The organism is Staphylococcus sp. HMSC13A10 (assembly GCF_001808005.1).
Classification (GTDB): domain Bacteria; phylum Bacillota; class Bacilli; order Staphylococcales; family Staphylococcaceae; genus Staphylococcus; species Staphylococcus pasteuri.
The window spans coordinates 83056-106384 of record NZ_KV791823.1 but is presented as its reverse complement, the minus strand read 5'-3'; the positions used below and the strand labels follow the sequence as shown (position 1 = coordinate 106384).

The 23329-nt window shown below is 30.5% G+C and carries 25 protein-coding genes and 1 pseudogene; 19 read left to right on the top strand and 7 right to left on the bottom strand.

The genetic code is table 11. The features are described 5' to 3' along the window. On the top strand, nucleotides 1–1101 hold the full coding sequence (locus HMPREF3125_RS00490; protein ID WP_070451255.1) for a sensor histidine kinase: 1101 nt from the start codon (nucleotides 1–3) through the stop codon (nucleotides 1099–1101). Beyond that, the gene (locus tag HMPREF3125_RS00485; protein WP_017636442.1) at nucleotides 1098–1700 is read left to right on the top strand and encodes a response regulator transcription factor; all 603 of its coding nucleotides are present in this window, start codon (nucleotides 1098–1100) and stop codon (nucleotides 1698–1700) included. The genes HMPREF3125_RS00490 and HMPREF3125_RS00485 overlap by 4 nt, the downstream gene beginning before the upstream one ends. Here the strand turns inward: HMPREF3125_RS00485 and HMPREF3125_RS00480 are convergent. Further along, entirely contained in the window at nucleotides 1678–1866 is a 189-nt protein-coding gene (locus tag HMPREF3125_RS00480; RefSeq protein WP_070451253.1) for a hypothetical protein, read from the bottom strand. The genes HMPREF3125_RS00485 and HMPREF3125_RS00480 overlap by 23 nt on opposite strands. A gap of 203 nt (nucleotides 1867–2069) precedes the next feature. Then, nucleotides 2070–2252 (bottom strand): hypothetical protein, encoded by a 183-nt coding sequence (locus HMPREF3125_RS00475; protein WP_017636440.1) that lies wholly within the window; start codon nucleotides 2250–2252, stop codon nucleotides 2070–2072. Nucleotides 2253–2385: 133 nt separating this feature from the next. On the opposite strand from HMPREF3125_RS00475, the gene HMPREF3125_RS00470 reads away from it, so the two are divergent. Further along, entirely contained in the window at nucleotides 2386–2916 is a 531-nt protein-coding gene (locus HMPREF3125_RS00470; RefSeq protein WP_017636439.1) for a thermonuclease NucI, read from the top strand. 74 nt (nucleotides 2917–2990) lie between these two features. Here HMPREF3125_RS00470 and HMPREF3125_RS00465 read toward each other — a convergent pair whose 3' ends face one another. Beyond that, nucleotides 2991–3851: a hypothetical protein gene (locus HMPREF3125_RS00465; protein ID WP_037555472.1), complete on the bottom strand. Its 861-nt coding sequence runs from the start codon at nucleotides 3849–3851 to the stop codon at nucleotides 2991–2993. A 395-nt stretch (nucleotides 3852–4246) separates the two neighbouring features. Here HMPREF3125_RS00465 and HMPREF3125_RS00460 point away from each other — a divergent pair, with 395 nt between their 5' ends. Then, complete coding sequence (locus HMPREF3125_RS00460; RefSeq protein WP_029055411.1) at nucleotides 4247–4840, top strand: hypothetical protein; 594 nt, start codon at nucleotides 4247–4249, stop codon at nucleotides 4838–4840. A 60-nt stretch (nucleotides 4841–4900) separates the two neighbouring features. Here the strand turns inward: HMPREF3125_RS00460 and HMPREF3125_RS00455 are convergent. Further along, a pseudogene (locus HMPREF3125_RS00455) lies at nucleotides 4901–6266 on the bottom strand (aspartate kinase). A 188-nt stretch (nucleotides 6267–6454) separates the two neighbouring features. Between HMPREF3125_RS00455 and HMPREF3125_RS00450 the strand changes: the two are divergent. The 4 genes from HMPREF3125_RS00450 to HMPREF3125_RS00435 are packed head-to-tail and all read left to right on the top strand — an operon-like array spanning nucleotide 6455 to nucleotide 10575. After that, nucleotides 6455–7735, top strand: a complete 1281-nt coding sequence (locus tag HMPREF3125_RS00450; RefSeq protein WP_046466634.1) for a homoserine dehydrogenase — start codon at nucleotides 6455–6457, stop codon at nucleotides 7733–7735. 5 nt (nucleotides 7736–7740) lie between these two features. After that, nucleotides 7741–8802, top strand: a complete 1062-nt coding sequence (thrC, locus tag HMPREF3125_RS00445; protein ID WP_070451251.1) for a threonine synthase — start codon at nucleotides 7741–7743, stop codon at nucleotides 8800–8802. Nucleotide 8803: 1 nt separating this feature from the next. Then, entirely contained in the window at nucleotides 8804–9718 is a 915-nt protein-coding gene (gene thrB, locus HMPREF3125_RS00440; RefSeq protein WP_070451249.1) for a homoserine kinase, read from the top strand. Nucleotides 9719–9771: 53 nt separating this feature from the next. Continuing rightward, the gene (locus HMPREF3125_RS00435) at nucleotides 9772–10575 is read left to right on the top strand and encodes a Cof-type HAD-IIB family hydrolase (protein WP_046466637.1); all 804 of its coding nucleotides are present in this window, start codon (nucleotides 9772–9774) and stop codon (nucleotides 10573–10575) included. A 111-nt stretch (nucleotides 10576–10686) separates the two neighbouring features. Here HMPREF3125_RS00435 and HMPREF3125_RS00430 read toward each other — a convergent pair whose 3' ends face one another. After that, nucleotides 10687–11001: a hypothetical protein gene (locus HMPREF3125_RS00430; protein ID WP_017637352.1), complete on the bottom strand. Its 315-nt coding sequence runs from the start codon at nucleotides 10999–11001 to the stop codon at nucleotides 10687–10689. A gap of 197 nt (nucleotides 11002–11198) precedes the next feature. Next, nucleotides 11199–12650 (bottom strand): amino acid permease, encoded by a 1452-nt coding sequence (locus HMPREF3125_RS00425; protein WP_070451247.1) that lies wholly within the window; start codon nucleotides 12648–12650, stop codon nucleotides 11199–11201. Nucleotides 12651–12860: 210 nt separating this feature from the next. Between HMPREF3125_RS00425 and HMPREF3125_RS00420 the strand changes: the two genes are divergently transcribed. The 5 genes from HMPREF3125_RS00420 to HMPREF3125_RS00405 all read left to right on the top strand — a co-directional run bounded on the left by HMPREF3125_RS00420 (nucleotide 12861) and on the right by HMPREF3125_RS00405 (nucleotide 17248). Then, a complete protein-coding gene (locus tag HMPREF3125_RS00420) occupies nucleotides 12861–14378 on the top strand; it encodes a catalase (RefSeq protein WP_017637354.1) in 1518 nt (505 codons plus the stop codon). Between the two features lie 78 nt (nucleotides 14379–14456). Further along, nucleotides 14457–14606 (top strand): 50S ribosomal protein L33, encoded by a 150-nt coding sequence (rpmG, locus tag HMPREF3125_RS12355; RefSeq protein WP_001831295.1) that lies wholly within the window; start codon nucleotides 14457–14459, stop codon nucleotides 14604–14606. Nucleotides 14607–14804: 198 nt separating this feature from the next. Continuing rightward, nucleotides 14805–15074 (top strand): 30S ribosomal protein S14, encoded by a 270-nt coding sequence (gene rpsN, locus HMPREF3125_RS00415; protein ID WP_017637355.1) that lies wholly within the window; start codon nucleotides 14805–14807, stop codon nucleotides 15072–15074. Nucleotides 15075–15231: 157 nt separating this feature from the next. Next, entirely contained in the window at nucleotides 15232–16209 is a 978-nt protein-coding gene (gene guaC, locus HMPREF3125_RS00410) for a GMP reductase (RefSeq protein WP_017637356.1), read from the top strand. 13 nt (nucleotides 16210–16222) lie between these two features. Then, the gene (locus HMPREF3125_RS00405; RefSeq protein ID WP_096807799.1) at nucleotides 16223–17248 is read left to right on the top strand and encodes a CAP domain-containing protein; all 1026 of its coding nucleotides are present in this window, start codon (nucleotides 16223–16225) and stop codon (nucleotides 17246–17248) included. A 191-nt stretch (nucleotides 17249–17439) separates the two neighbouring features. Here HMPREF3125_RS00405 and lexA read toward each other — a convergent pair whose 3' ends face one another. Then, on the bottom strand, nucleotides 17440–18063 hold the full coding sequence (lexA, locus tag HMPREF3125_RS00400; protein ID WP_017637358.1) for a transcriptional repressor LexA: 624 nt from the start codon (nucleotides 18061–18063) through the stop codon (nucleotides 17440–17442). A 143-nt stretch (nucleotides 18064–18206) separates the two neighbouring features. Here lexA and sosA point away from each other — a divergent pair, with 143 nt between their 5' ends. The 6 genes from sosA to sbcD all read left to right on the top strand — a co-directional run bounded on the left by sosA (nucleotide 18207) and on the right by sbcD (nucleotide 23325). Then, nucleotides 18207–18440, top strand: a complete 234-nt coding sequence (gene sosA / locus HMPREF3125_RS00395; RefSeq protein ID WP_017637359.1) for a DNA damage-induced cell division inhibitor SosA — start codon at nucleotides 18207–18209, stop codon at nucleotides 18438–18440. Nucleotides 18441–18618: 178 nt separating this feature from the next. After that, nucleotides 18619–18852, top strand: a complete 234-nt coding sequence (locus HMPREF3125_RS00390) for a DUF896 domain-containing protein (protein WP_029055401.1) — start codon at nucleotides 18619–18621, stop codon at nucleotides 18850–18852. 133 nt (nucleotides 18853–18985) lie between these two features. After that, nucleotides 18986–20974 carry a transketolase gene (gene tkt, locus HMPREF3125_RS00385; protein ID WP_070451245.1) on the top strand — a complete coding sequence of 663 codons (1989 nt, stop codon included), beginning with the start codon at nucleotides 18986–18988 and terminating at the stop codon, nucleotides 20972–20974. A 213-nt stretch (nucleotides 20975–21187) separates the two neighbouring features. After that, nucleotides 21188–21430, top strand: coding sequence for a YneF family protein (locus HMPREF3125_RS00380; protein ID WP_029055399.1), 243 nt, complete (start codon nucleotides 21188–21190; stop codon nucleotides 21428–21430). Nucleotides 21431–21626: 196 nt separating this feature from the next. Then, nucleotides 21627–22094 carry a CcdC family protein gene (locus HMPREF3125_RS00375; protein ID WP_029055398.1) on the top strand — a complete coding sequence of 156 codons (468 nt, stop codon included), beginning with the start codon at nucleotides 21627–21629 and terminating at the stop codon, nucleotides 22092–22094. Nucleotides 22095–22200: 106 nt separating this feature from the next. Then, nucleotides 22201–23325, top strand: a complete 1125-nt coding sequence (gene sbcD, locus HMPREF3125_RS00370) for an exonuclease subunit SbcD (RefSeq protein WP_070451243.1) — start codon at nucleotides 22201–22203, stop codon at nucleotides 23323–23325. Nucleotides 23326–23329: the final 4 nt, after the last annotated feature.

The window sequence follows — 23329 nt, the reverse complement described above, 5'->3', positions numbered from 1 at the left end:
ATGACAAATTCATCAATTTGGGTAAAAATAGGTAGTCGAATAGCACCACTTATTTATTTAGTATTTCCTATTATTAATATTTTCAATTACAATATTGATCGTCCATTTTTGGAATATATACTTGTTGTCATCATTTTTACTATTGATTATGTATGTATTATATTTTATTACAATCGCTTAAATGAAGAAATGTTATATGCACTTTTCATTGTGCATTATATTTTGATTGATTATTTTGTGTTTTGTAACCAACCAATGAATTCTTTATTTTATTTTTTTAGTGCATTCGCAATTCCATTCATGTTAGGTAAAGGGTTTAAATCAAAATTCTTTATGACCTTTGTGGTATCTATGATGATTACAATTATCCTAACATTAGTAATAGACAGAGATGCAGTAACCCTGTTAATAATATATTTTGTAGTGATATTACTTATGTGCGTAGGTAATATTTATTCATTAGAAGAACGCAAGTTGAGAGAAAAGCTTACTGAACAAAATAAATATATTAACATATTAATTGCTGAACAAGAACGGTCACGCATCGGTCAAGATTTACATGATACTTTAGGTCATGTATTTGCAAGTTTAACATTAAAATCTGAATTAGCATTAAAACTTATAGATCAACAACCCGAGACAGCCAAAAAAGAAATTGAATCAATTAATGAATTGTCACAAGATACTTTAAAGAAAGTTAGAAATATTATTGAAAATCTTCAAACATTATCATTTCAAGAAGAAGTAAATAATGTTTCTTCAATATTAAAAGATACAGAAATACACTTCAGCTTTTCTAATATACAATTAGCAGAATCTTTAAATTTGCCTAAGCAATCTTTGCTATCTATGGTCTTAAAAGAAGCAATTAATAATGTAATTAAATATTCTAAGGCATCTGAAGTGAATATTAACTTGAGAAATCATGATGGAGGTATAATTTTATCTATTCATGACAATGGTATTGGTATTAAAGATGTTGATATCGATCAATTGCATAGTATTAAAAGTAGGGTAGCGTATTTAAATGGCAAACTAAATGTTTATAATAAAAAGGGAACTGAACTAGAAATTTATGTACCTCGAGGTGAAATTGAATGATTTCAATAATTATTGCAGAAGACCAACAAATGCTTAGAAAAGCAATGGTACAACTAATAGAATTAAATGACGATGTAAATATACTAGGTGATGTAGGTAATGGAAAAGATGCTTTAGATTTAATTAAACTATATGAACCTGATGTTGCAATTTTAGATATAGAAATGCCTGGTATGACAGGAATTGAAGTATTATCTGAAGTTAAAAATTTAAAATTTAAAACCAAAATCATTATAGTCACAACATTTAAAAGACCAGGATATTTTGAAAAAGCTGTCGCTAATGATGTTGATGCTTACGTTTTAAAAGAGCGTTCTATTGATGAATTAATGGAAACAGCACATAAAGTAGTTAATGGAGAGAAAATATATAGCTCAAGTTTAATGACGTCATTAATTACTTCTACTAATCCATTAACTCATAAAGAACAAGTGGTTTTAAGAGAAATAGGGAACGGGCTAAGTAGTAAAGATATTGCCAATAAACTCTATTTATCTAATGGAACTATTAGGAATTATACTTCTATAATTATTGATAAACTTTCTGCTGAAAATAGATTTGATGCATGGAAAATTGCTACGAGTAAAGGATGGCTTTAGATGATTCATTTTTCTTATCTACGTGTGTAGATAGCAATTTTAATATTTCAATGGCTCTGTAAGTGGGTGTTTCAATACTTAAAGTATGTTCAAAGGTGTGGTTTTGAACAGTTTTAACGCGATAGGTTACTTGGTGGCTATCAATGATACAATCAATAATTTCCATTTTTCCTCCTTTTAAAGTCTTAAGAATTGGAATTAAGCGGTTTATTAATGTATATATACCACTAAAATTTAAAATTATTCACTAATTCTTTATTTAAATATTAAATTTGTACAGTTAAATAAATTAAAAACAGACAATTGAATTAAACATCAATTGTCTGCTTTAAAATACGTGTGTTATAAGGTTCTTTCATTACTATTAGGTTATCTTTTTCTTTTGTTCATAAAATTAGTTATTAAATAAACAATAAACCCTACAAAGATACCTAAAAAGATTGAAACTACTGCAGATACAATAGTTGGAAATTTAAATGCAACTTGCATCACAATACCTACAATCACTGCTACAATAACAGCTATAAGTGTAACTCTATTTTCACTAGACATACGGGTTATTCACTCCTAACATACAGTATTATATCACGGTAATCATTAATTAAAAATTCATAATTAATATTGACGCTATGTTTATTTTTCATTATGATTAGTCGGGATAAAAAAGTAAGAATGGGTGACATCAATGAAATCAAAAAAATCTCTATCAACACTCGCGTTGGTAATTATAGCTATCTTTGTATTATTGTTTCAATATATTAATCATTCAGGACCATTTAGTGGTAATCAATCTGAAGTTTCTAGTACGGATTTAAAAGGAAAAGAAAAAGTTCATGTAGAAAGAGTCGTTGACGGAGATACCTTTGTCGCCAAACAAGGTAATAAAAGTATTAAAGTGAGATTAATCGGTGTAGATACACCTGAAACTGTCAAACCTAATACGCCAGTTCAACCTTATGGAAAAGAAGCGTCTAATTATAGTAAGAAAACATTATCTGATAAAGATGTGTATCTAGAATATGATAAAGAAAAGAATGATAGATACGGTAGAACCTTAGCATACGTATGGTTAGATAAAGACCATATGTTTAACAAGGAGTTAGTTGATAAAGGATTAGCAAGAGAGAAATACTTTGCACCGAATGGTAAGTATAGAGATATGTTTATTAAAGCTCAAAATGAAGCTAAGAAAAAGAAAGTTAATCTTTGGAGTTAAATAGATAAAATAATAAATAAAAGACCAGTTCAAAATGATTAAATGTTTTGAACTGGTCTTTTGGTATGTCCACTTTAATTGAATTGTTCGGTAATTTGATTCACTTGATCTTCGGTCAATGGATGTTTTGATAAATGAACTGCATCTTTGATTACTTTTTCTAAAGAAGATTTTGTTGATACAGTGTCTACGTATTTATCGCTTTCTCCAGAACCCTCGATAATATTTACTGATCCATCGTTAAAGTAGATGACACCAATACTTTGAATCTTAAAGTTAAATTGTCCTTCAATTTGGTCTTTAAGCGCTTTAGCGTTATTAGCAGCTTGTTGATATGGATCATAATCATAAAATTCAAAAATAACACGGTTATCTTGAAGGGTTTCGATAAATGTATATACGCCTTCACGAGTTGTATTAAATTGTTCATGATATTGTTCACTAATGTAATGACCTACTATTTTGTCTCTATCTAAAGGTTGTTGATCCTTATCGATATGTTTATCTGGAACATCGAAATGATAGAACGTTTTTTGGTTCCAATGTTTAACATCGACATTGATTAAACCAACGTCTGTTACAATAATGAAATCGAAAGATCTCACATATTCAAATAAAGGATGTTTTGTTGCCAAATTACTTGTAGTAATGATGTTATAGAATTTTAGTTGATCATCCTCGATAAATTTGTCCAAAATACCTCTTAAATCACGTTTAGCATTTTTTAAAGCGTGAGGACTAATGTCTTTGTTAGTACTAAGCATTTGATTTTTTAAAGAAAGATTTTCTTCACTTAAAGCTGAATTTTTTGCAACGATTTGATTTTTAGCGTATTCTTCTGTTTCAACTCTACTTTTTAAATACTGTTGATTCAAGAAAAATACAATAATCAAAACAATGATGATAATTATTAGAATTATCGATAATGTTGACATAATTTTCACCCGAATCTCTTTAATTTTTTAATAAAAAATACAAATGAATGATTACGATAAATATATTTAATTTTAAAGTAACGCAAACATAAATATTATCGTAATTACACACTTGATAACACAATATAAATTATAAACTTCCGGTTAATGATGTTCAATCTATAGCAGGTGAAATTAAGAATATTGTATGAACTTTTAATCTAAAACTTCCTATAATTTAATATGATGGGTGTAATATTTTACGACACTCAATTAAAACTGTGGATATAATAAAATTTTATAGCATTAAATATAGATTTTACTAATTGTTCACAAATAACCAATTGAAAAATTTTAAGTATATAGGTATAATCAATCTTATGAAAGCGTTTACTAAGAAGGTGGTGTGCTTATACATGGAAGAACATTTAAACACTAAAACATTAGTTGAAGAATTAATTCAAACTTCATCTCAATCATTCAAATTTCATGGTGTAGTTGCCATGCAATTGTTTTTAAGTGATGATTTTGAACTACCTTCAAAAGTAGATATTTGTGTAGAACGTAAAAAATTAATAGAAATTGTAAAAGCAATTCCTAAGACATTCACAGTTTGTTTATATAATAAAGCAGGGGAATGTTTTAAAAATCGTAACATAGCTTTAAAGGATATTACCCATGTAAATGTATATGATGACCAACAACATATCATGGAAATTTTTGTTTATGATGTTGTAAATGATGAATGGGTATTTAGATTAGATAATAAAATTCGTTTACCAAAGGATAATATATATTTCCACTCATTAAATAATGGTGTGGATTATATTAAACCCGAAATTGTTCTAATGTATGATTTATTAGACAATCAAAATTATCATCAATTTTCAAACTATAAACGAGTGATTGATTCATTAAGTTATTACCAATTCTTTATTCTCAAACTTGTAGTAGGCGAGAAAAGGATAAAAGAGGCAATTATTAATAATAAAAAGATATTAGAATCATAAAAAGCAACTTTCTATTTGGAATCTTATCCATTCCATAATAGAAAGTTGCTTTATTTTTAGCTATTCTTTAATACACACGCCATGGTAACAGAATTCATAAGTTGATCTAACCGCTTTTTCTGCATCTTCCACTTTAATTCCAAACATCATAGATATTTCTGAAGCACCTTGGTTTATCATTTTTAAATTAATATTAGATTCAGCTAGAGCATGTGTAATCTTGCTAGCTGTACCTACAACTCTGTTCATACCCTCTCCAACAATCATAAGGATAGCTAGATCATGGTCGATACTTAATTCATCGACATCACAATGTTTTTGAATATCGTTTAATACCCGACTTTCAATATTTTTAATTTGATTAGAACGCATTACTATACTGATATTATCAATTCCAGATGGCATATGATCGAATGAAATATTGTAGTCTTCAAATACACCTAGAACCTTTCTAGTAAAACCTACTTGTCTATTCATTAAATATTTTTTGATATTGATTACAGTAAAGTCTTTATCACAACTAATACCACTAATGACATTTTTAGAATTAATTTCTCGGTCATGTAATATATGTCCCTTTATCTTCTGGTCGATTAGTATTTTTAATAACTACAGGAATACGGTCTTTATGTAATGGTTGAAGCGCTTCATCGTGAAATACACTGAAACCAGCATAAGATAACTCACGCATTTCTCTATAAGTAATTTCTTCAATAATTTCAGGATCTTTGATGATATTTGGATTAGCTTTATAAATACCAGAAACATCAGTAAAGTTCTCATAAAGTGAGGCTCTAACACCACGAGCAATAATAGCGCCAGTTATGTCTGAACCACCTCTTGGGAAAGTAACTATAAAATTATGTTTTGAAACGCCAAAGAAGCCAGGAATAATTAATTTTTCCTTATAGTCATTTAATTTATAAATCTGTTCATATGAAGAATCCAATATTTGAGCTTGTTTTGGTAAATCTGTTACCCAAATACCTGCTTCTTTAGGTGAAATATACCTTGTTGGGATACCTTGACTATTATTATATGTGGCAATGAGTTGAGCGTTAAAGTCTTCACCACATGACACAATCGCATCGTATAGTCGAGAGGGTTTATCTTTAAGTTCATGAATATAATGTTCAAGAGTATGATCGATTGTATCGAGAATATCACGATCCATATCGAGCTCATCAACGATATCAGCGTATCTTTGAATGATTTCTTGTTTTTTATGTTGATAATCAATGTTATTTATCGCTTTTTCATACAAACGAATTAATAAATCTGTTGTTTTAATATCGTCTTTTGATCTTTTACCTGGTGCAGAAACGATAATAATTTTTCTTTCCGGATCTTCATTAACTATCTTTAATACTTTTTTTATTTGTTTGGCATTGGAAACAGAACTGCCTCCAAATTTAGCTACTTTCATAAATAAAACAACCTTTCTAAAAAATCAGAAAATTTCATTCAGTTTTTGTCTAGAGAATGGTAATATAAAATTATATTTCTATTATTGCGAACTTTACAAAAATTAAGAATAATTCTATACTATACCATCATATAGTATTTTTCAACGATACATTTGTTTTTCTCAAGTGAACAAGGAGGTACAGTTAAATGAAAGAATTAAATATAGCATTACTTGGTTTAGGTACGGTCGGATCAGGTGTTGTTAAAATTATCGAAGAGAATAGGCAACAAATTAAGGATACACTTAATAAAGATATTGTTATCAAACATATACTTGTTAGGGATAAGTCAAAAAAGCGACCGTTAAATATAAGCCAATATCACTTAACTGATGATGTTAATGAAATTTTAGAAGATGATTCTATTGATATTGTCGTTGAAGTAATGGGTGGTATCGAACCAACAGTTGATTGGCTTCGTACTGCATTGAAAAATAAGAAGCATGTTATTACGGCAAATAAAGATTTATTGGCTGTACATTTAAAATTGTTGGAAGATTTAGCCGAAACTAATGGCGTTGCATTAAAATTCGAAGCAAGTGTAGCAGGTGGAATTCCGATTGTGAATGCAATCAATAATGGATTAAATGCTAATAACATTTCAAAATTTATGGGTATTCTGAATGGAACATCAAACTTTATTCTTTCAAAAATGACTCAAGACCAAACATCATTTGAAGATGCTCTTGAAGAAGCAAAGCGTCTCGGTTTTGCAGAAGCGGATCCTACTGATGACGTTGATGGTATTGATGCCGCTAGAAAAGTTGTTATTACATCTTATTTATCATTTAATCAGGTAATTAAGTTAAATGAGGTTAAATTAAAAGGTATTAGAGAAACAACATTATCTGATATTAATGCAGCTAAATCTTTAGGATATAAAATCAAATTAATTGGTAAAGGTACATATAGTAATGGAAAGGTTAATGCATCAGTCGAACCGACGTTAATCGATGAAAATCATCAACTTGCTGCAGTTGAAAATGAATATAATGCAATATACGTTATCGGTGATGCTGTAGGGGACACAATGTTTTATGGTAAAGGTGCTGGAAGTTTAGCTACAGGTAGCGCAGTTGTTAGTGATTTACTAAATGTAGCATTATTCTTTGAGTCGAATTTACATACACTACCGCCTCATTTTGAATTGAAAACAGAAGAAACTAGAGAAATGATGGATAATGACAAAGCAGTGTTAAAACAAGAAAAACTTAACTTCTATGTTGTTCTTAAAGCACAACACAATTCTGAAGAAAAATTAGAAAATGAACTCAAAGCACATTTACCGTTCCATAAATCATTGAAAATAACTAAAAGAGACGGAGATACATTTGCAACGGTTATTATAGGGTTAGATCAATCACCAGAACAACTATTAAATGACGCAGGATTTGAAGTAAGTAAAATTTATCCTGTAGAAGGGGTTTAATTTTTATGAAAAGATGGCAAGGATTAGTTAAAGAATTCGATACGTATTTACCGGTAAATGAAAACACACCTCATTTAACATTGAACGAAGGAAACACACCTTTAATTTATTGTGAAAACATGTCTGAAATGTTAGGTATAGAATTATATGTAAAATATGAAGGTGCAAATCCTACTGGTTCTTTTAAAGATAGAGGAATGGTAATGGCTGTAACTAAAGCCAAAGAACAAGGTAAAAAAATCGTGATTTGTGCTTCAACAGGTAATACATCTGCATCTGCAGCGGCTTATGCAGCAAGAGCTGGTTTAAAAGCAATTGTTGTAATTCCAGAAGGTAAAATTGCTTTAGGGAAATTATCTCAAGCTGTTATGTATGGTGCAGAAATTGTTTCTATAGAATGCAACTTTGATGAAGCCTTAGAAATTGTTAAAGAAATCGCTAAAAATGGAGATATTGAACTAGTTAATTCTGTGAATCCATTCAGAATTGAAGGTCAAAAAACAGGTGCCTTTGAATTAGTAGAACAATTAGACGGTCAAGCACCAGATATTTTAGCCATTCCAGTAGGGAATGCAGGAAATATTACAGCTTATTGGAAAGGTTTCAAAGAATATCATGATAAAAAGGGCAGTCAACTTCCACAATTATTTGGTTTCCAAGCTGAAGGTGCATCACCAATTGTTCAGAATAAAGTGATTAAAAATCCAGAAACAGTAGCGACTGCCATTCGTATCGGTAACCCTGCTAGTTGGGATAAAGCAACAAATGCATTACAAGAATCTCAAGGTTTAATTGACAGCGTTACAGATGAAGAGATATTAGAGGCATATCAAATGATGACTTCTAAAGAAGGTGTGTTTAGTGAACCAGCAAGTAATGCATCTATAGCTGGACTTATTAAACTTCACCGTGCAGGACGTTTGCCTAAAGGTAAAAAAGTAGTCGCTGTTCTAACTGGAAATGGATTAAAAGATCCTGATACTGCCATTTCTTTATTAGATAATCCTATTCAAACACTTCCAAACGATAAAGAAAGTATCATTAAATATATTAAAGGGGCACTTTAAAATGGAAGCAATATTAAAGTTGAAAATTCCCGCTTCAACAGCAAATTTAGGCGTTGGTTTTGACTCAATTGGTATGGCTTTAGATAAGTATCTGTATATGGATATAAAAGAGATTCAAGGTGATCAATGGGAATTTAACTACTTTAATGAAGAATTAGAGACTTTACCTAAAGATAATTCAAATTACATCTATAAAGTTGCACAATTAGTTGCTAAAAAATATCAAGTTGAATTGCCAGCTTTAAATATTGATATGAGAAGTGATATACCTTTAGCAAGAGGTTTAGGTTCTTCAGCTTCAGCATTAGTAGGTGCGCTATATATTGCTAATCATTTTGGTAATATTCAACTATCACAATATGAATTACTTCAATTAGCGACTGAAATAGAAGGTCATCCTGATAATGTTGCGCCTACAATTTATGGAGGTTTAATATCTGGTTATTACAACTCAGAATCAAAAGTAACTGATGTTGCTCGAATAGATGTACCTAAGGTAGATGATATATTAACGATTCCTCCTTATGAACTTAAAACTGAAGAATCACGTAAGGCATTACCAGATACATTTTCCCATGCTAATGCTGTCAAAAATAGCGCGATAAGTAATACAATGATTTGTGCATTGATACAACATAAATATGAATTAGCTGGAAAAATGATGGAACAAGATGGTTTTCATGAACCATATAGACAGCATTTAATTCCAGAATTTGAAAAGATTAGAAATATTTCTAAAGCACACCATGCATATGCAACCGTAATAAGTGGAGCTGGACCGACTGTACTAACTTTGAGCCCTAGGGAACATAGTGGTGAAATAGTAAGAACGTTAAAGAATGAAATGTCGCATTGTATTTCAGAATTAGTAACGATAAATGAGGTTGGTGTAATTGAAGAAGTAGTGTACCAATAAGCTCGTTTTGATGTAAAATATAGATAAGTCATTGAAAGGAGATTCGGAATAATATGAGCAAATATAAAGTAGTTGTTATGGATATGGATGACACACTAATGAATAGTGAGAATAAGGTATCTCCAGAAACACAATCTTATCTTATCGACATTCAAGACAAAGGTTACAAAGTTGTATTAGCTTCCGGACGACCAACAGAAGGTATGATTCCCGTTGCGAGAACTTTAAAATTAAATGAACATGAAAGTTATATTATTAGTTATAATGGCGGTAAAACAATTAACATGATTTCTGAAAAGGTAGAAGTAAGTAAAACCGTTTCGAAAGAGAACTTCGATGAAATTGTCGATTACTGTAGAGAAAAAGGGTTTTTAGTATTAACTTATGATGATGGACATATTATTTATGATGGTGAACATGAATATATGAATATTGAATCTGAACTTACTGGACTGCCTATGAAACGTGTTGATGATATTAAATCATACATTACACATGGTGTACCAAAAGTAATGGGTGTTGATTATGTTGGTAATATTACTGAAGCACGTATTGATTTAAATGGTTATTTTAATGAAGAAATTGACGTTACAACTAGTAAACCATTCTTCTTAGAATTTATGGCAAGAGACGTTTCAAAAGGGAACGCAATTACTGCTTTATGTGAAAAATTAAATATATCACTTGAGGAAGTTATCGCATTTGGCGACAGTTTAAATGACCAATCTATGTTAGATGTTGTAGGATATGCTGTTGCAATGGGTAATGCAAGTGACGAGTTAAAAGAAAAAGCGGATGAAGTCACATTAGATAATGATTCGAATGGTATACCACATACTCTAAAAAAACTATTATAATGTAAATAAATAGACTTAGGTATTTTTAAGGATAATTAAATAGCATTAAATAATGAATGCTATCAACCTATTCCAAGTAAAGATACCTAAGTCTATTTTTGTCTATTGAATTTATTTAGCTGTGTGAGTCCAATCTTTTTTTCCTCTATAGCGCTTAACATGTGCATAAACTTGATCTGCTGCATAGTCAAGGTTAGTATATACAGTTATAGTAAAAGCTGATTGGTTATCTTGAAATTTTTCCTCTAAATATACTTCTTTAAGATGAGTGAACAAGTTACTCATTTGGTCATGATTTAAACTTGGATATTCTCTTAATGTATTTTTTACTAATTGACCATTCTTTTCCTCTAAAGCTTGAACAACAATTACGAAACGTTCATCACTTTTAATCACATCATCGAACAAATTTGTTTGACCAATCATTTTAACCACCTCTAAGCCTTATTTCTTAATTTTATTATACATGATTACGAGCGCTCAGAAAATAAAGATTAACTAGGAATTAATTGTAATTTATTGATTATTGTATAGAAAACTTAAATAAATATACCTTCCAATTAAAAACCTATAAATCGGCTTGAATTGAAAGGTATAAAATATTTAAACTATAGATATATTAACTATTCATTTTTAAAGATATGAGAACTTAAATCCATATTTTCAAGTTTTACAAATTTAGTTTTCTTAATGAGTTTATGGACAATGAAAATAATTGCCAAAATAATGAGTGGTGTAAAGTTTCGAATAACACTTACCCAATCTCCTGAAACAATACTTCCAAATGAACTACCAAATAATAAAAATAGTAAAGTTGCTATAACTATAATTGGGCCAAATGGATAAAATGGAGCTTTATAAGGTAACAACTCATTAATGTTTTTACCTTGCTTTTTAATTGCACTGCGTACTCTAATTTGTGCCCAGATACTTGATCCCCAAACGACGATGACCATTGAGCCAATAATATTTAATAAATTGAATACCGCATTCGAATTAAAATTAGCATATATAACTACTGCTACAACTAAAATATAAGTAGTTAAAATGGCTCTAATTGGTAATTTCGTTGTTTTATTTAATGTTTTAAAGAATTGAGGTGCTTGTTTATCTACACTTAACGAATAAAGCATTCGACTTGTAGTATAAATACCTGAATTTGCTGCTGATAGTAGTGACGTTAGTATTACAGCATTAATAACTGAAGCTGCAAAGGCGATACCAATTTTATCAAATACAATCGTAAATGGACTTTGTGTTACAGATTGGCTTTCGTTTAATAGCAATGGATCAGTATATGGGATTATAGCGGCAATAACTGCTATAGATAATACATAGAATAATAAAATTCTCCAAAATACTTGCTTAATTGCTTTAGGCATGGATTTACTAGGATCACTAGATTCTCCAGCAGTAACTGCGACCACTTCAGTCCCACCAACAGAAAAGCCAGCAACTAATAAAACACATAAAATACCAGAAATACCACCAACAAAAGGTGCTTGTCCTTTAGTATAATTTTCAAAGCCATATGTATGGCCACCTAAAATACCAAAAATCATTAATAATCCCAATATAATAAATACAATAATAGTAACTACTTTGATGAGAGATAACCAAAATTCAGTTTCACCAAAAGCTTTTACTGAAAAGATATTTAAAAGTAAGAGTAGCGTTATAAAAATTAGGCTCCAAGTTAATGGGCTAAAGAAATTGAAAACATCCCAAAATTTTAAAACATTAGAAGCTACAATAACATCTACACTAGTTACGAGTGTCCACATTCCCCAGTATAACCATCCCATGGTAAAACCTAGTGACGGATCAATAAATCTAGATGAATAAGAACTAAAAGAACCAGATACCGGGTAGAAGGTAGCTAATTCTCCAATTGATGACATTAAGAAATAAAGCATAATCCCAATTAATAAGTAGGCTAGTATAGCACCACCAGGTCCTGCTTCAGAAATGACACTACCAGTAGCGACGAATAATCCTGTTCCAATGGCGCCACCGATAGCAATCATGGTTATGTGTCTGGAGGTTAAACCTCTTTTCATATTATTATCTTCCATATACTGTCTCCCATCTATTTTAAATATATCCATCATTTTAAGTCTTTTGAACCTAGTATTCAATACTAATTAGCACTTTAAAGTGAAAAAACAACAAATTTTCTGATAATTCTAAATAAAATGAGTAGTTTTAGTTTCTTTTTTTGAGGGAATACTTTATAATAGATATTAAATTATAATTATTCTAATTTATGTGGAGGGGATATACACATGTCCAAACAAGATGGAAAATTAACAGGTTTATTTGGAGCACCTGTATCAGATAGAGAAAATAGCATGACAGCTGGCCCACGTGGACCATTAATGATGCAAGATATATACTTTTTAGAACAAATGTCTCACTTTGATCGTGAAGTTATTCCAGAAAGACGTATGCATGCAAAAGGATCAGGCGCATTTGGTACTTTTACTGTAACGAATGATATTACTAAATACACAAGTGCTAAAATCTTCTCAGAAGTAGGTAAACAAACTGAAATGTTCGCAAGATTTTCTACAGTTTCAGGAGAAAGAGGCGCAGCAGATGCTGAACGTGATATTCGTGGATTTGCTTTAAAATTCTACACTGAAGAAGGTAACTGGGATCTAGTAGGGAACAATACACCTGTATTCTTCTTTAGAGATCCTAAATTATTTGTAAGTTTAAACAGAGCAGTTAAAAGAGATCCTAGAACAAATATGAGAAGTGCACAAAATAACTGGGACTTTTGGACAGGATTACCTGAATCATTACATCAAGTTACAATTTTAATGTCTGATAGAGGTATTCCAAAAGATTTACGTCATATGCATGGTTTCGGTTCTCATACTTATTCAATGTATAACGATAAAGGCGAACGTGTATGGGTTAAATATCACTTCAGAAGTCAACAAGGTATTGAAAACTTATCTGATGATGAAGCGGCTAACATAATTGCTACAGATCGTGATTCATCTCAACGTGATTTATTTAATGCCATTGAAAATGGAGACTATCCTAAATGGAAAATGTATATCCAAGTGATGACTGAAGAACAAGCTAAAAATCATAAAGATAATCCATTCGATTTAACTAAAGTTTGGTACCACGGCGATTATCCTTTAATCGAAGTTGGAGAATTTGAACTTAACCGTAATCCTAATAACTATTTCCAAGATGTAGAACAAGCTGCATTTGCGCCAACTAACATTGTACCTGGTTTAGACTTCTCGCCAGATAAAATGTTACAAGGACGTTTATTCTCTTATGGAGATGCTCAACGCTATAGATTAGGCGTAAACCATTGGCAAATTCCTGTTAACCAACCTAAAGGTGTAGGCATTGAAAACTTATGTCCATTTAGTCGTGACGGTCAAATGCGTATCTTAGACGATAACCAAGGTGGTGGACCTCACTACTATCCAAATAATCAAGGCGTATATGATTCTCAACCAGAATTCAAAAAGCCTGCTTTCCCTGTAGACGGTGATGGTTATGAATATAATCAAAGACAAGATGATGATAATTACTTCGAACAACCTGGTAAATTATTTAGATTACAATCTGATGAAGCGAAAGAGCGTATCTTTACAAATACAGCGAACGCTATGGATGGTGTAACTGAAGATGTGAAACGTCGTCATATCCGTCATTGTTATAAAGCTGACCCTGATTATGGTAAAGGTGTAGCGAAAGCATTAGGCATTGATATAAATACAGTTGATTTAGAAGGCGAACAAGACGAAACTTACGAAAATTTTAATAAATAAAATTGAAGATTGCGCACAAAACAAAGTTATGATAAAATTTTAAATCGTAAGTATTCCTAATTAGAAAGGGTGTTTAACGTGCGCGTAAATATCACATTAGCATGCACAGAGTGTGGCGATCGTAACTATATCACTACAAAAAATAAAAGAAATAATCCTGAGCGTATTGAAATGAAAAAATACTGCCCTAGATTAAATAAATATACGTTACATCGTGAAACTAAATAAATCTTATCTTTCAAATACGACAATTTGAAATGGCTTAAGGGACCTTTTTCTTTAGGAAAAGGTCTCTTTTTTTACGAGTAAATGTCATTTTTAAACAGAAATATGTTTGTTATAGAACTTCTAGATTTGCAAATTGAGATAATCGTGTTAATATATAAAACGTAATTATTACGATTTATAAAAAGAGAGGTAATGGAAATGGCTAAAAAATCTAAGATTGCAAAAGAACAAAAAAGACAAGAACTAGTAGATAAATATTTTGAATTAAGAAAAGAATTGAAAGCTAAAGGTGATTATGAAGCATTAAAAAAATTACCACGTGATTCTTCACCAACACGTTTAACTCGCAGATGTAAAGTGACAGGAAGACCAAGAGGCGTATTACGTAAATTTGAAATGTCACGAATTGCTTTTAGAGAACACGCACATAAAGGTCAAATACCAGGTGTTAAAAAATCTAGTTGGTAAAACTAGTCCTAAAGTCCATTTACAAGAACAATAAAACAATGTACAGTTAATAAGGATAATGAATTTTTGAATAAAACAACTGATAAAACTATGATTATTCGGATTTTAGCTATTTATCCTAATATTATTCTTTTTAAAAAGGGGCTATTTAATTAATATGAAAATATTTGATTATGAAGACATACAACTAATACCAAACAAATGTATTGTTGAAAGTAGATCAGAATGCGATACATCGATAAAATTTGGTCCTCGTACCTTTAAACTTCCAGTAGTACCAGCTAATATGCAAACAGTAATGAATGAAGAATTAGCTCAATGGTTTGCTGAAAATGATTATTTTTATATCATGCACCGTTTTAATGAAGCAGCTAGAATTCCGTTTATCAATAAAATGCAACAAAATAATCTATTTGCATCCATATCAGTTGGCGTAAAGAAATCAGAATTTGACTTTATTGAGCAATTATCAAATGAAAATTTAACACCCGAGTATATTACTATTGATATCGCTCATGGTCATTCAGATTCGGTAATTAATATGATTAAACACATCAAAACGAACCTACCTAATTCTTTTGTTATAGCAGGAAACGTAGGAACACCTGAAGGCGTAAGAGAATTAGAAAATGCTGGTGCTGATGCTACAAAAGTTGGTATCGGTCCGGGACGTGTATGTATTACAAAAATAAAAACTGGATTTGGTACAGGTGGTTGGCAATTATCTGCACTTAATTTATGTAGTAAAGCAGCTAGAAAACCTATCATAGCAGATGGCGGATTACGTACACACGGTGATATCGCTAAGTCTATTCGATTTGGTGCTTCTATGGTAATGATAGGATCACTATTTGCAGCACATGAAGAATCTCCTGGAGAAACTGTTGAATTAGAAGGTAAGCGATATAAAGAATATTTTGGTAGTGCGTCAGAATTCCAAAAAGGTGAACATAAAAATGTTGAAGGTAAAAAAATGTTTGTTGAACATAAAGGTTCATTAAAAGACACTTTAAAAGAGATGCAACAAGATTTACAAAGTTCTATTTCTTATGCAGGTGGCAAAGATTTGAAATCTCTTCGAACAGTGGATTATGTCATTGTTAGAAATTCAATTTTTAATGGGGATAGAGATTAATATCATACGGTAGGTGGCTAAAATTAAAAGATTTCTAGTATTTTTTATATTCTTCTTGTGTCTCGTTATTTTCTTACCATTAAATGAGTTCAAATTTACAGAGCATTTACAACAAGAAGTTAGAGAGCAAGTTGATCAATGGGCATATGGTAATTCAAATGAAGAAGACTTAAGCTTAGATGTTCCTGACAAACAAGAATTTGCGATTAATAATATTCAAATGAATATGACAAAAAAAGACGTTGAGGATAAATTAGGTAAAGAAAAACGCATAACTTCCAATGAATACGGTACACATTGGTATACGTATTATGATAATGATTATAATCAATTCATAATGATTAGTTATATTAAAAATCGTGTCAATGGCATGTATACGAATCAAAATTTAATATCTTCACAGTCTAAAATTAAATATGCTACACCTAAAAAGGCAGTTCGAGATCGTTTAGGTAAACCTATAGAAGAAATAAGTAAAGGTAACAAACGTTTTGAAGTTAAAAATGACGAGTACGATATTTTCCATAAAAATCACATTTACACAACAGTATTTTACGATAAACATGAAAAAAATGGCGTAACAGCTTTATATCAAGTGAGTGAAGCTATGGAAAATAGATTACAAGAACAATATGGTGCACCTTCCAAATCATTAGAAAAGAGTTTTGAATTACAAAATTTTGACATCGTAAATGCTGAACGTAAACAACATCAATTACCAACTTTAAAATATTCAGCTTCAGTTTCTAATACTGCTAGAAAGCATAGTCAAGATATGGCGGACAATAACTACTTTGATCATACAGATTTAAAAGGAAAATCACCTTTTGATCGTTTGAAAGATGATCATCATGATTTTAGTTCTGCTGGTGAAAATTTAGCGTATGGACAACAAAGTAGTATATTTGCACATGAAGGATTAATGAATTCATTAGGTCATCGAAAAAATATTTTAAATGATAGCTTTTCTACTTTAGGCGTAGGTGTTGATTTTAATGATCGTCGACAACCGTATTGGACAGAAAATTATACTGGTTAATCGTTTAGAGTTAATCATCTTTGGGTAATAATTAGTTGTAAGGAAGTAGATAGAATGTCAACTAAATCAAAACAACAACCTGATATCTTAGATAAAGTAAAAGAAGTTTTAAAAAAGAATCAAAATAAAAAGGATTAGGCAATCGCCTAATCCTTTTATTATTTATAGGGGGTTATGAGCATAAAATATGATTACATTTCTCTATATAAACCGATAACTTTACCAACTACTATGACATTGTCTAAATAAATTGGATCCATTGTGCTATTTTCAGGTTGCAATCTATAACGATTTTTTTCTTTGTAGAATCGTTTAACTGTAGCCTCATCATCTTCTGTCATAGCAACAATAATATCTCCATTTTCAGCAATTGTTTGACTACGAACAATTACTTTATCTCCATCTAGAATACCTGCTTCAATCATACTATCACCTACAACATTTAATATGAAAATATCACTGTTATGTGTAGATGTTAAATGTTCGGGTAGTGGGAAATACTCTTCAATATTTTCGACTGCTGTAATTGGAATTCCGGCCGTTACTTTACCTATAACAGGAACGTGAATCGTTTCTTCCATATTAATATTGTCGCCTAATTGTTCGCTAACAATTTCAATTGCTCTTGGTTTAGTAGGGTCTCGTCTAATGTAACCTTTTTCTTCTAATCTTGATAAATGACCATGAACAGTCGAACTCGAAGCTAATCCTACAGCCTCTCCGATTTCTCGAACACTCGGTGGATACCCTTTTGATTGAACAATATGTTTAATGTAATCATATATTTCACTTTGTCTTTTCGTTAACTCTCTCATATATAGGCACTCCCTAATTTTATTTGATTATATTATAGCATCTACATAAACAAAAAACAAACGTTTGTTCGTTAAAGTGTTGACATGGAACATCTGTTCTGTTAAATTAATAATACAAACAAACGTTCTAGGAGTGAGATGCAATGTTAACAAAACAAACAAAAACATTTTTAACTTATATATCAGTATTTTTAATATCTTGTCTTATTTTTCTAGTATTTTTCTTAAGCGTTAACCAAAATGAGCATTCAGAACAAACGTACGAAATGACAGACCATGAAATACATCAAAACGTTAATCATAATACTAATCAATCTTTAAATAAACAAGATGATAGCGAACAAAATTCAGGATCAGTGTTCGCATCAATTAACTAATATCACATTTAATAGTTTATGTGAGCGTAACGATTTGGTTACGCTCCTTTTTTTGTTATATTTTACAAAAGGTATATACACAGAATAAATCCATTTTACTTATTGAAATAATATGTAGTAGGTTATTTTCTAACAAATTATCAATTTAAACGATTAACAAACGAAAGTAGGAGCTAAAATGTCTAATAATTTAAATATTGATAGAATTAATGAATTAGCTAAAAAGAAAAAAGAAAAAGGTTTGACCAATGAAGAAGCAAAAGAACAATCTAAATTAAGAAAACAGTATCTTGATTCATTTAGAAAAGGGTTCAAACAACAACTTGAAAGTACTAAGGTCATTGATCCTGAGGGAAATGATGTTACTCCTGAGAAATTAAAACAAATTCAACGACAAAATAAAGAAAAATAGAATGCTAATTACTGAATTTTAAATATAGATTAATATGGAAAATTAAAAATTTTTCAGATTTTTCTTTATGAATTTATATTAAAATAAGTTATAATTGGCATTAAGTATTATTATTAGAAGGGAAGAATATATAATGTTCAATAAAGAAGATCAATTAGCAATCGATACAATTCGTGCATTAAGTATCGATACAATAGAAAAGGCCAATTCAGGTCACCCAGGTTTACCAATGGGAGCAGCACCAATGGCTTACACACTATGGACAAGACACCTAAATTTCAACCCACAATCTAAAGACTATTTCAATAGAGACAGATTTGTATTATCTGCAGGTCATGGTTCTGCTTTATTATATAGTTTATTACACGTTTCTGGTAGTTTAGAAATGGATGAACTAAAACAATTTAGACAATGGGATTCTAAAACTCCAGGTCACCCTGAATTCAGACACACTGATGGTGTAGAAGTGACAACAGGACCTCTTGGTCAAGGATTTGCAATGTCAGTCGGAATGGCTTTAGCTGAAAGTCATTTAGCTGGTAAATTTAACAAAGATAACTATAATGTTGTAGATCATTATACTTATGTTCTAGCTTCTGATGGGGATTTAATGGAAGGTATTTCTCATGAGGCTGCATCATTTGCAGGTCATAATCAATTAGATAAATTAATCGTATTATATGATTCAAATGATATTTCATTAGATGGAGATTTAGATAAAGCATTCTCTGAAAATACTAAATCTCGTTTCGAATCATATGGTTGGAACTACATTTTTGTTAAAGATGGTAATGATTTAGAAGAAATTGATAATGCAATTAATAAAGCTAAATCTCAGCAAGGTCCAACAATCATTGAAGTTAAAACTGTAATTGGTTATGGCGCGCCTAATAAATCAGGTACAAATGGCGTTCATGGTGCTCCTCTAGGCGACGAAGAACGTAAATTAACTTTAGAAGCTTATGGATTAGACCCTGAAAAGAGATTTAATGTACCACAAGAAGTTTACGACATTTTCAATTCAACAATGTTAAAACGTGCTAATGAAAATGAAGAAAATTGGAAAAATAAAGTTGAAGAGTATAGTAAAGCTTATCCTGAATTAGCGGAAGAATTTAAATTAGCTGTAAGTGGTAAATTACCTCAAGATTACAGAGAAGCTTTACCTAAATTTGATGCAGATCATAATGCAGCTTCACGTGCAGATTCTGGTGAAGTTATTCAAGCGTTAAGTAAACATGTACCTTCATTCTTTGGTGGTTCAGCTGACTTAGCTAGTTCAAATAAATCAAATGTTAAAGAAGCTAAAGATTATGATAAAAATAATCGTGACGGTAAAAACATTTGGTTTGGTGTTCGTGAATTTGGAATGGGCGCTGCTGTTAATGGTATGGCTGCACATGGAGGTTTACATCCATATGGTGCAACATTCTTCGTATTCAGTGACTACCTAAAACCAGCTTTACGTTTATCTGCAATTATGGGATTAAATTCAACATTTGTATTTACACATGATTCCATCGCAGTTGGTGAAGATGGTCCAACACACGAACCAATTGAACAATTAGCTGGATTACGTGCAATTCCAAATATGAATGTGATTCGTCCTGCTGATGGTAATGAAACTAGAGTTGCTTGGGAAGTTGCTTTAGAATCAGAAGGCACGCCAACATCATTAGTACTTACACGTCAAAATTTACCTACTTTAGATGTTTCTGAAGAAACTGTCGAAGAAGGTGTACGTAAAGGTGCATATATTGTATATGAATCTAAAGAAACTCCTGAATATCTATTATTAGCAACTGGTTCTGAAGTAAGCTTAGCAGTAGAGGCTGCAAAAGACTTAGATGCTCAAGGTAAAGGTGTTAGAGTTGTTTCTATGCCAAACTGGTTCGCTTTCGAACAACAATCTGAAGAATATAAAGAGTCTGTTATTCCTTCAAATATTACTAAACGTGTTGCTATTGAAATGGCTTCACCACTTGGTTGGCATAAATACGTTGGAACACAAGGTAAAGTTATTGGTATCGATGGCTTCGGTGCAAGTGCTCCTGGCGATTTAGTAGTTGAAAAATATGGATTTACTAAAGAAAATGTTTTAAACCAAATTCGTGAATTTTAGTTAATCAATAATTTAAACTCAAATAAACTGCTAGTTAAGCTTATGCGAAACTAGCAGTTTTTAAATGTTAACTTTAATATTCAAAAGTACATTTAATATATATTGAAAATTTGTTATTATTTTTGATGTGCGTTATTTTAATATACAAATTTGTCTTGAAATAAATATTTGAATCTAGTAAAATTCATTAGGATAAAGAAAGTGGGTGAAACAATGGCAATTTGGTTAGCAATTATTTTAATTATAATAGCATTAATCGCAGGTTTAGCTGGTGGTTTCTTCTTAGCAAGAAAATATATGATGGATTATTTGAAAAAAAACCCACCTATTAATGAAGAAATGCTACGTATGATGATGATGCAAATGGGTCAAAAACCTTCTCAAAAGAAAATCAATCAAATGATGACTATGATGAACAAAAATATGGACCAAGGCATGAAAGGTCAAAAGAAATAAGATAAATATAAGTGGGGATTAAGTCAATGTTAACGTTGATTTAATCCCTTTTTTATGGAATAAAAGAAAATAAGTTAATTTATAAAATAGCCAGAATTTATTAATTTAAAAACTATGAAAATGACTTGATTTAATGATATACTAACACGTGATTAAAAAGAGTATTAAAGTTTAGAATATATGAGAAGGTGTAAGCGTGGCATATTTAGTATTTTCTATAGTAGTTGCATTCTTTATGGGTGCAATTGTTATTGTGATTCGAATGAAGGCACAAAAATTCCCAGTTAATGAAAAGAAAATTATATTGCCTCCATTTTTTATGGCAACAGGTGCTCTAATGTATGTAGTACCATATTTTAGATTGACTGGTACCGAGATTTTAGAGTCCCTTATTTTAGGTGTACTTTTCTCAACAGTGTTAATTTGGACATCTAGATTTGAAGTTAAAGGTAGTGAAATTTATATGAAACGTTCAAAAGCGTTTCCGATTATCTTAATTTCTCTATTAGTTATCCGTACTGTTCTAAAAATCTTTATTAGTAACGAAATCGATCCAGGTGAGATAGCGGGTATGTTTTTCTTATTAGCATTTTGTATGATAGTACCATGGAGATTAGCAATGTATTATCAGTATAAAAAAGTAAAAAAATCAATTGTTCATTAAATATATTATAGCCACTTATCTTTAGAGATGAGTGGTTTTTTACTTGATATATAGATTAAAAAATTATAAAATAGTTACGAACAAACGTTCTATTTGGAGGTAAAAAATGAAAATAATTCATACAGCAGATTGGCATTTAGGGCGAATTTTGAATGGTAAGCAATTGTTAGAGGACCAAAGGTATGTATTAGAACAGTTTATAAAGAAAATGAAAGATGAAGAACCTGATGTCATCGTTATTGCAGGAGATTTATATGATACTACTTATCCAGGTAAAGAAACGATAAAACTATTTGAAGAAACAATTTCACAACTTAATATTGAAATGAAAATACCAGTATTTATGATAAGTGGAAACCATGATGGAAAAGAACGTTTGAATTACGGGGCAAATTGGTTTGAACATAGTAACTTATATATTAGAACAAAATTAGAAAGTATGATTGAGCCTATAAATATTAAAGGAGTTAATTTTTATACATTACCATTTGCGACAGTAACAGAAGTGCAACACTTTTTTAAAGATGAAACAATTCAAACACATCAACAAGCACTTGATAAATGTATAATGTATATGTCAAAAACGCTAGATAAGAGTAGCATTAATGTTTTAATTGGTCATTTAACTGTCCAAGGTGGCAAAACATCAGATTCTGAAAGACCATTAACTATTGGAACTGTAGAGACAGTGGAAAAAAGATCGTTTGATATATTTGATTTTGTACTATTAGGTCACCTACATCATCCATTTAGTATTAATGAAGATAGAATTAAATACAGTGGTTCACTTTTGCAATATTCATTTTCTGAAGTTGGACAACCTAAAGGTTATCGTGTTGTTAAATTTAATAATAAAGAAAATATAAATGATTATTTCGTTCCAATAGAACCAATGAGAAAGTTAGAAATAGTAGTTGGAGATTACGAAGATGTTATTCAAGAAAAGGTAGATATTACTAATAAAAATAATTACATACATTTTAGATTGAAAAATATGTCTCATATATCAGATCCAATTATCAATTTGAAACAAATTTATCCCAATACACTGGCATTAACTAATGAGACATTTGAATATTATGATGCAATCGACCAAATTGAAATAAAACAGGAAAGTGATATTTCGATTATAAATAAATTTTATGAAAACATAACCAATGAACAACTGAGTGATATTCAAGAAAAGAAAATTAATCAAATTATTAATAATTTGATGAGAAAGGAAGATTAATTAA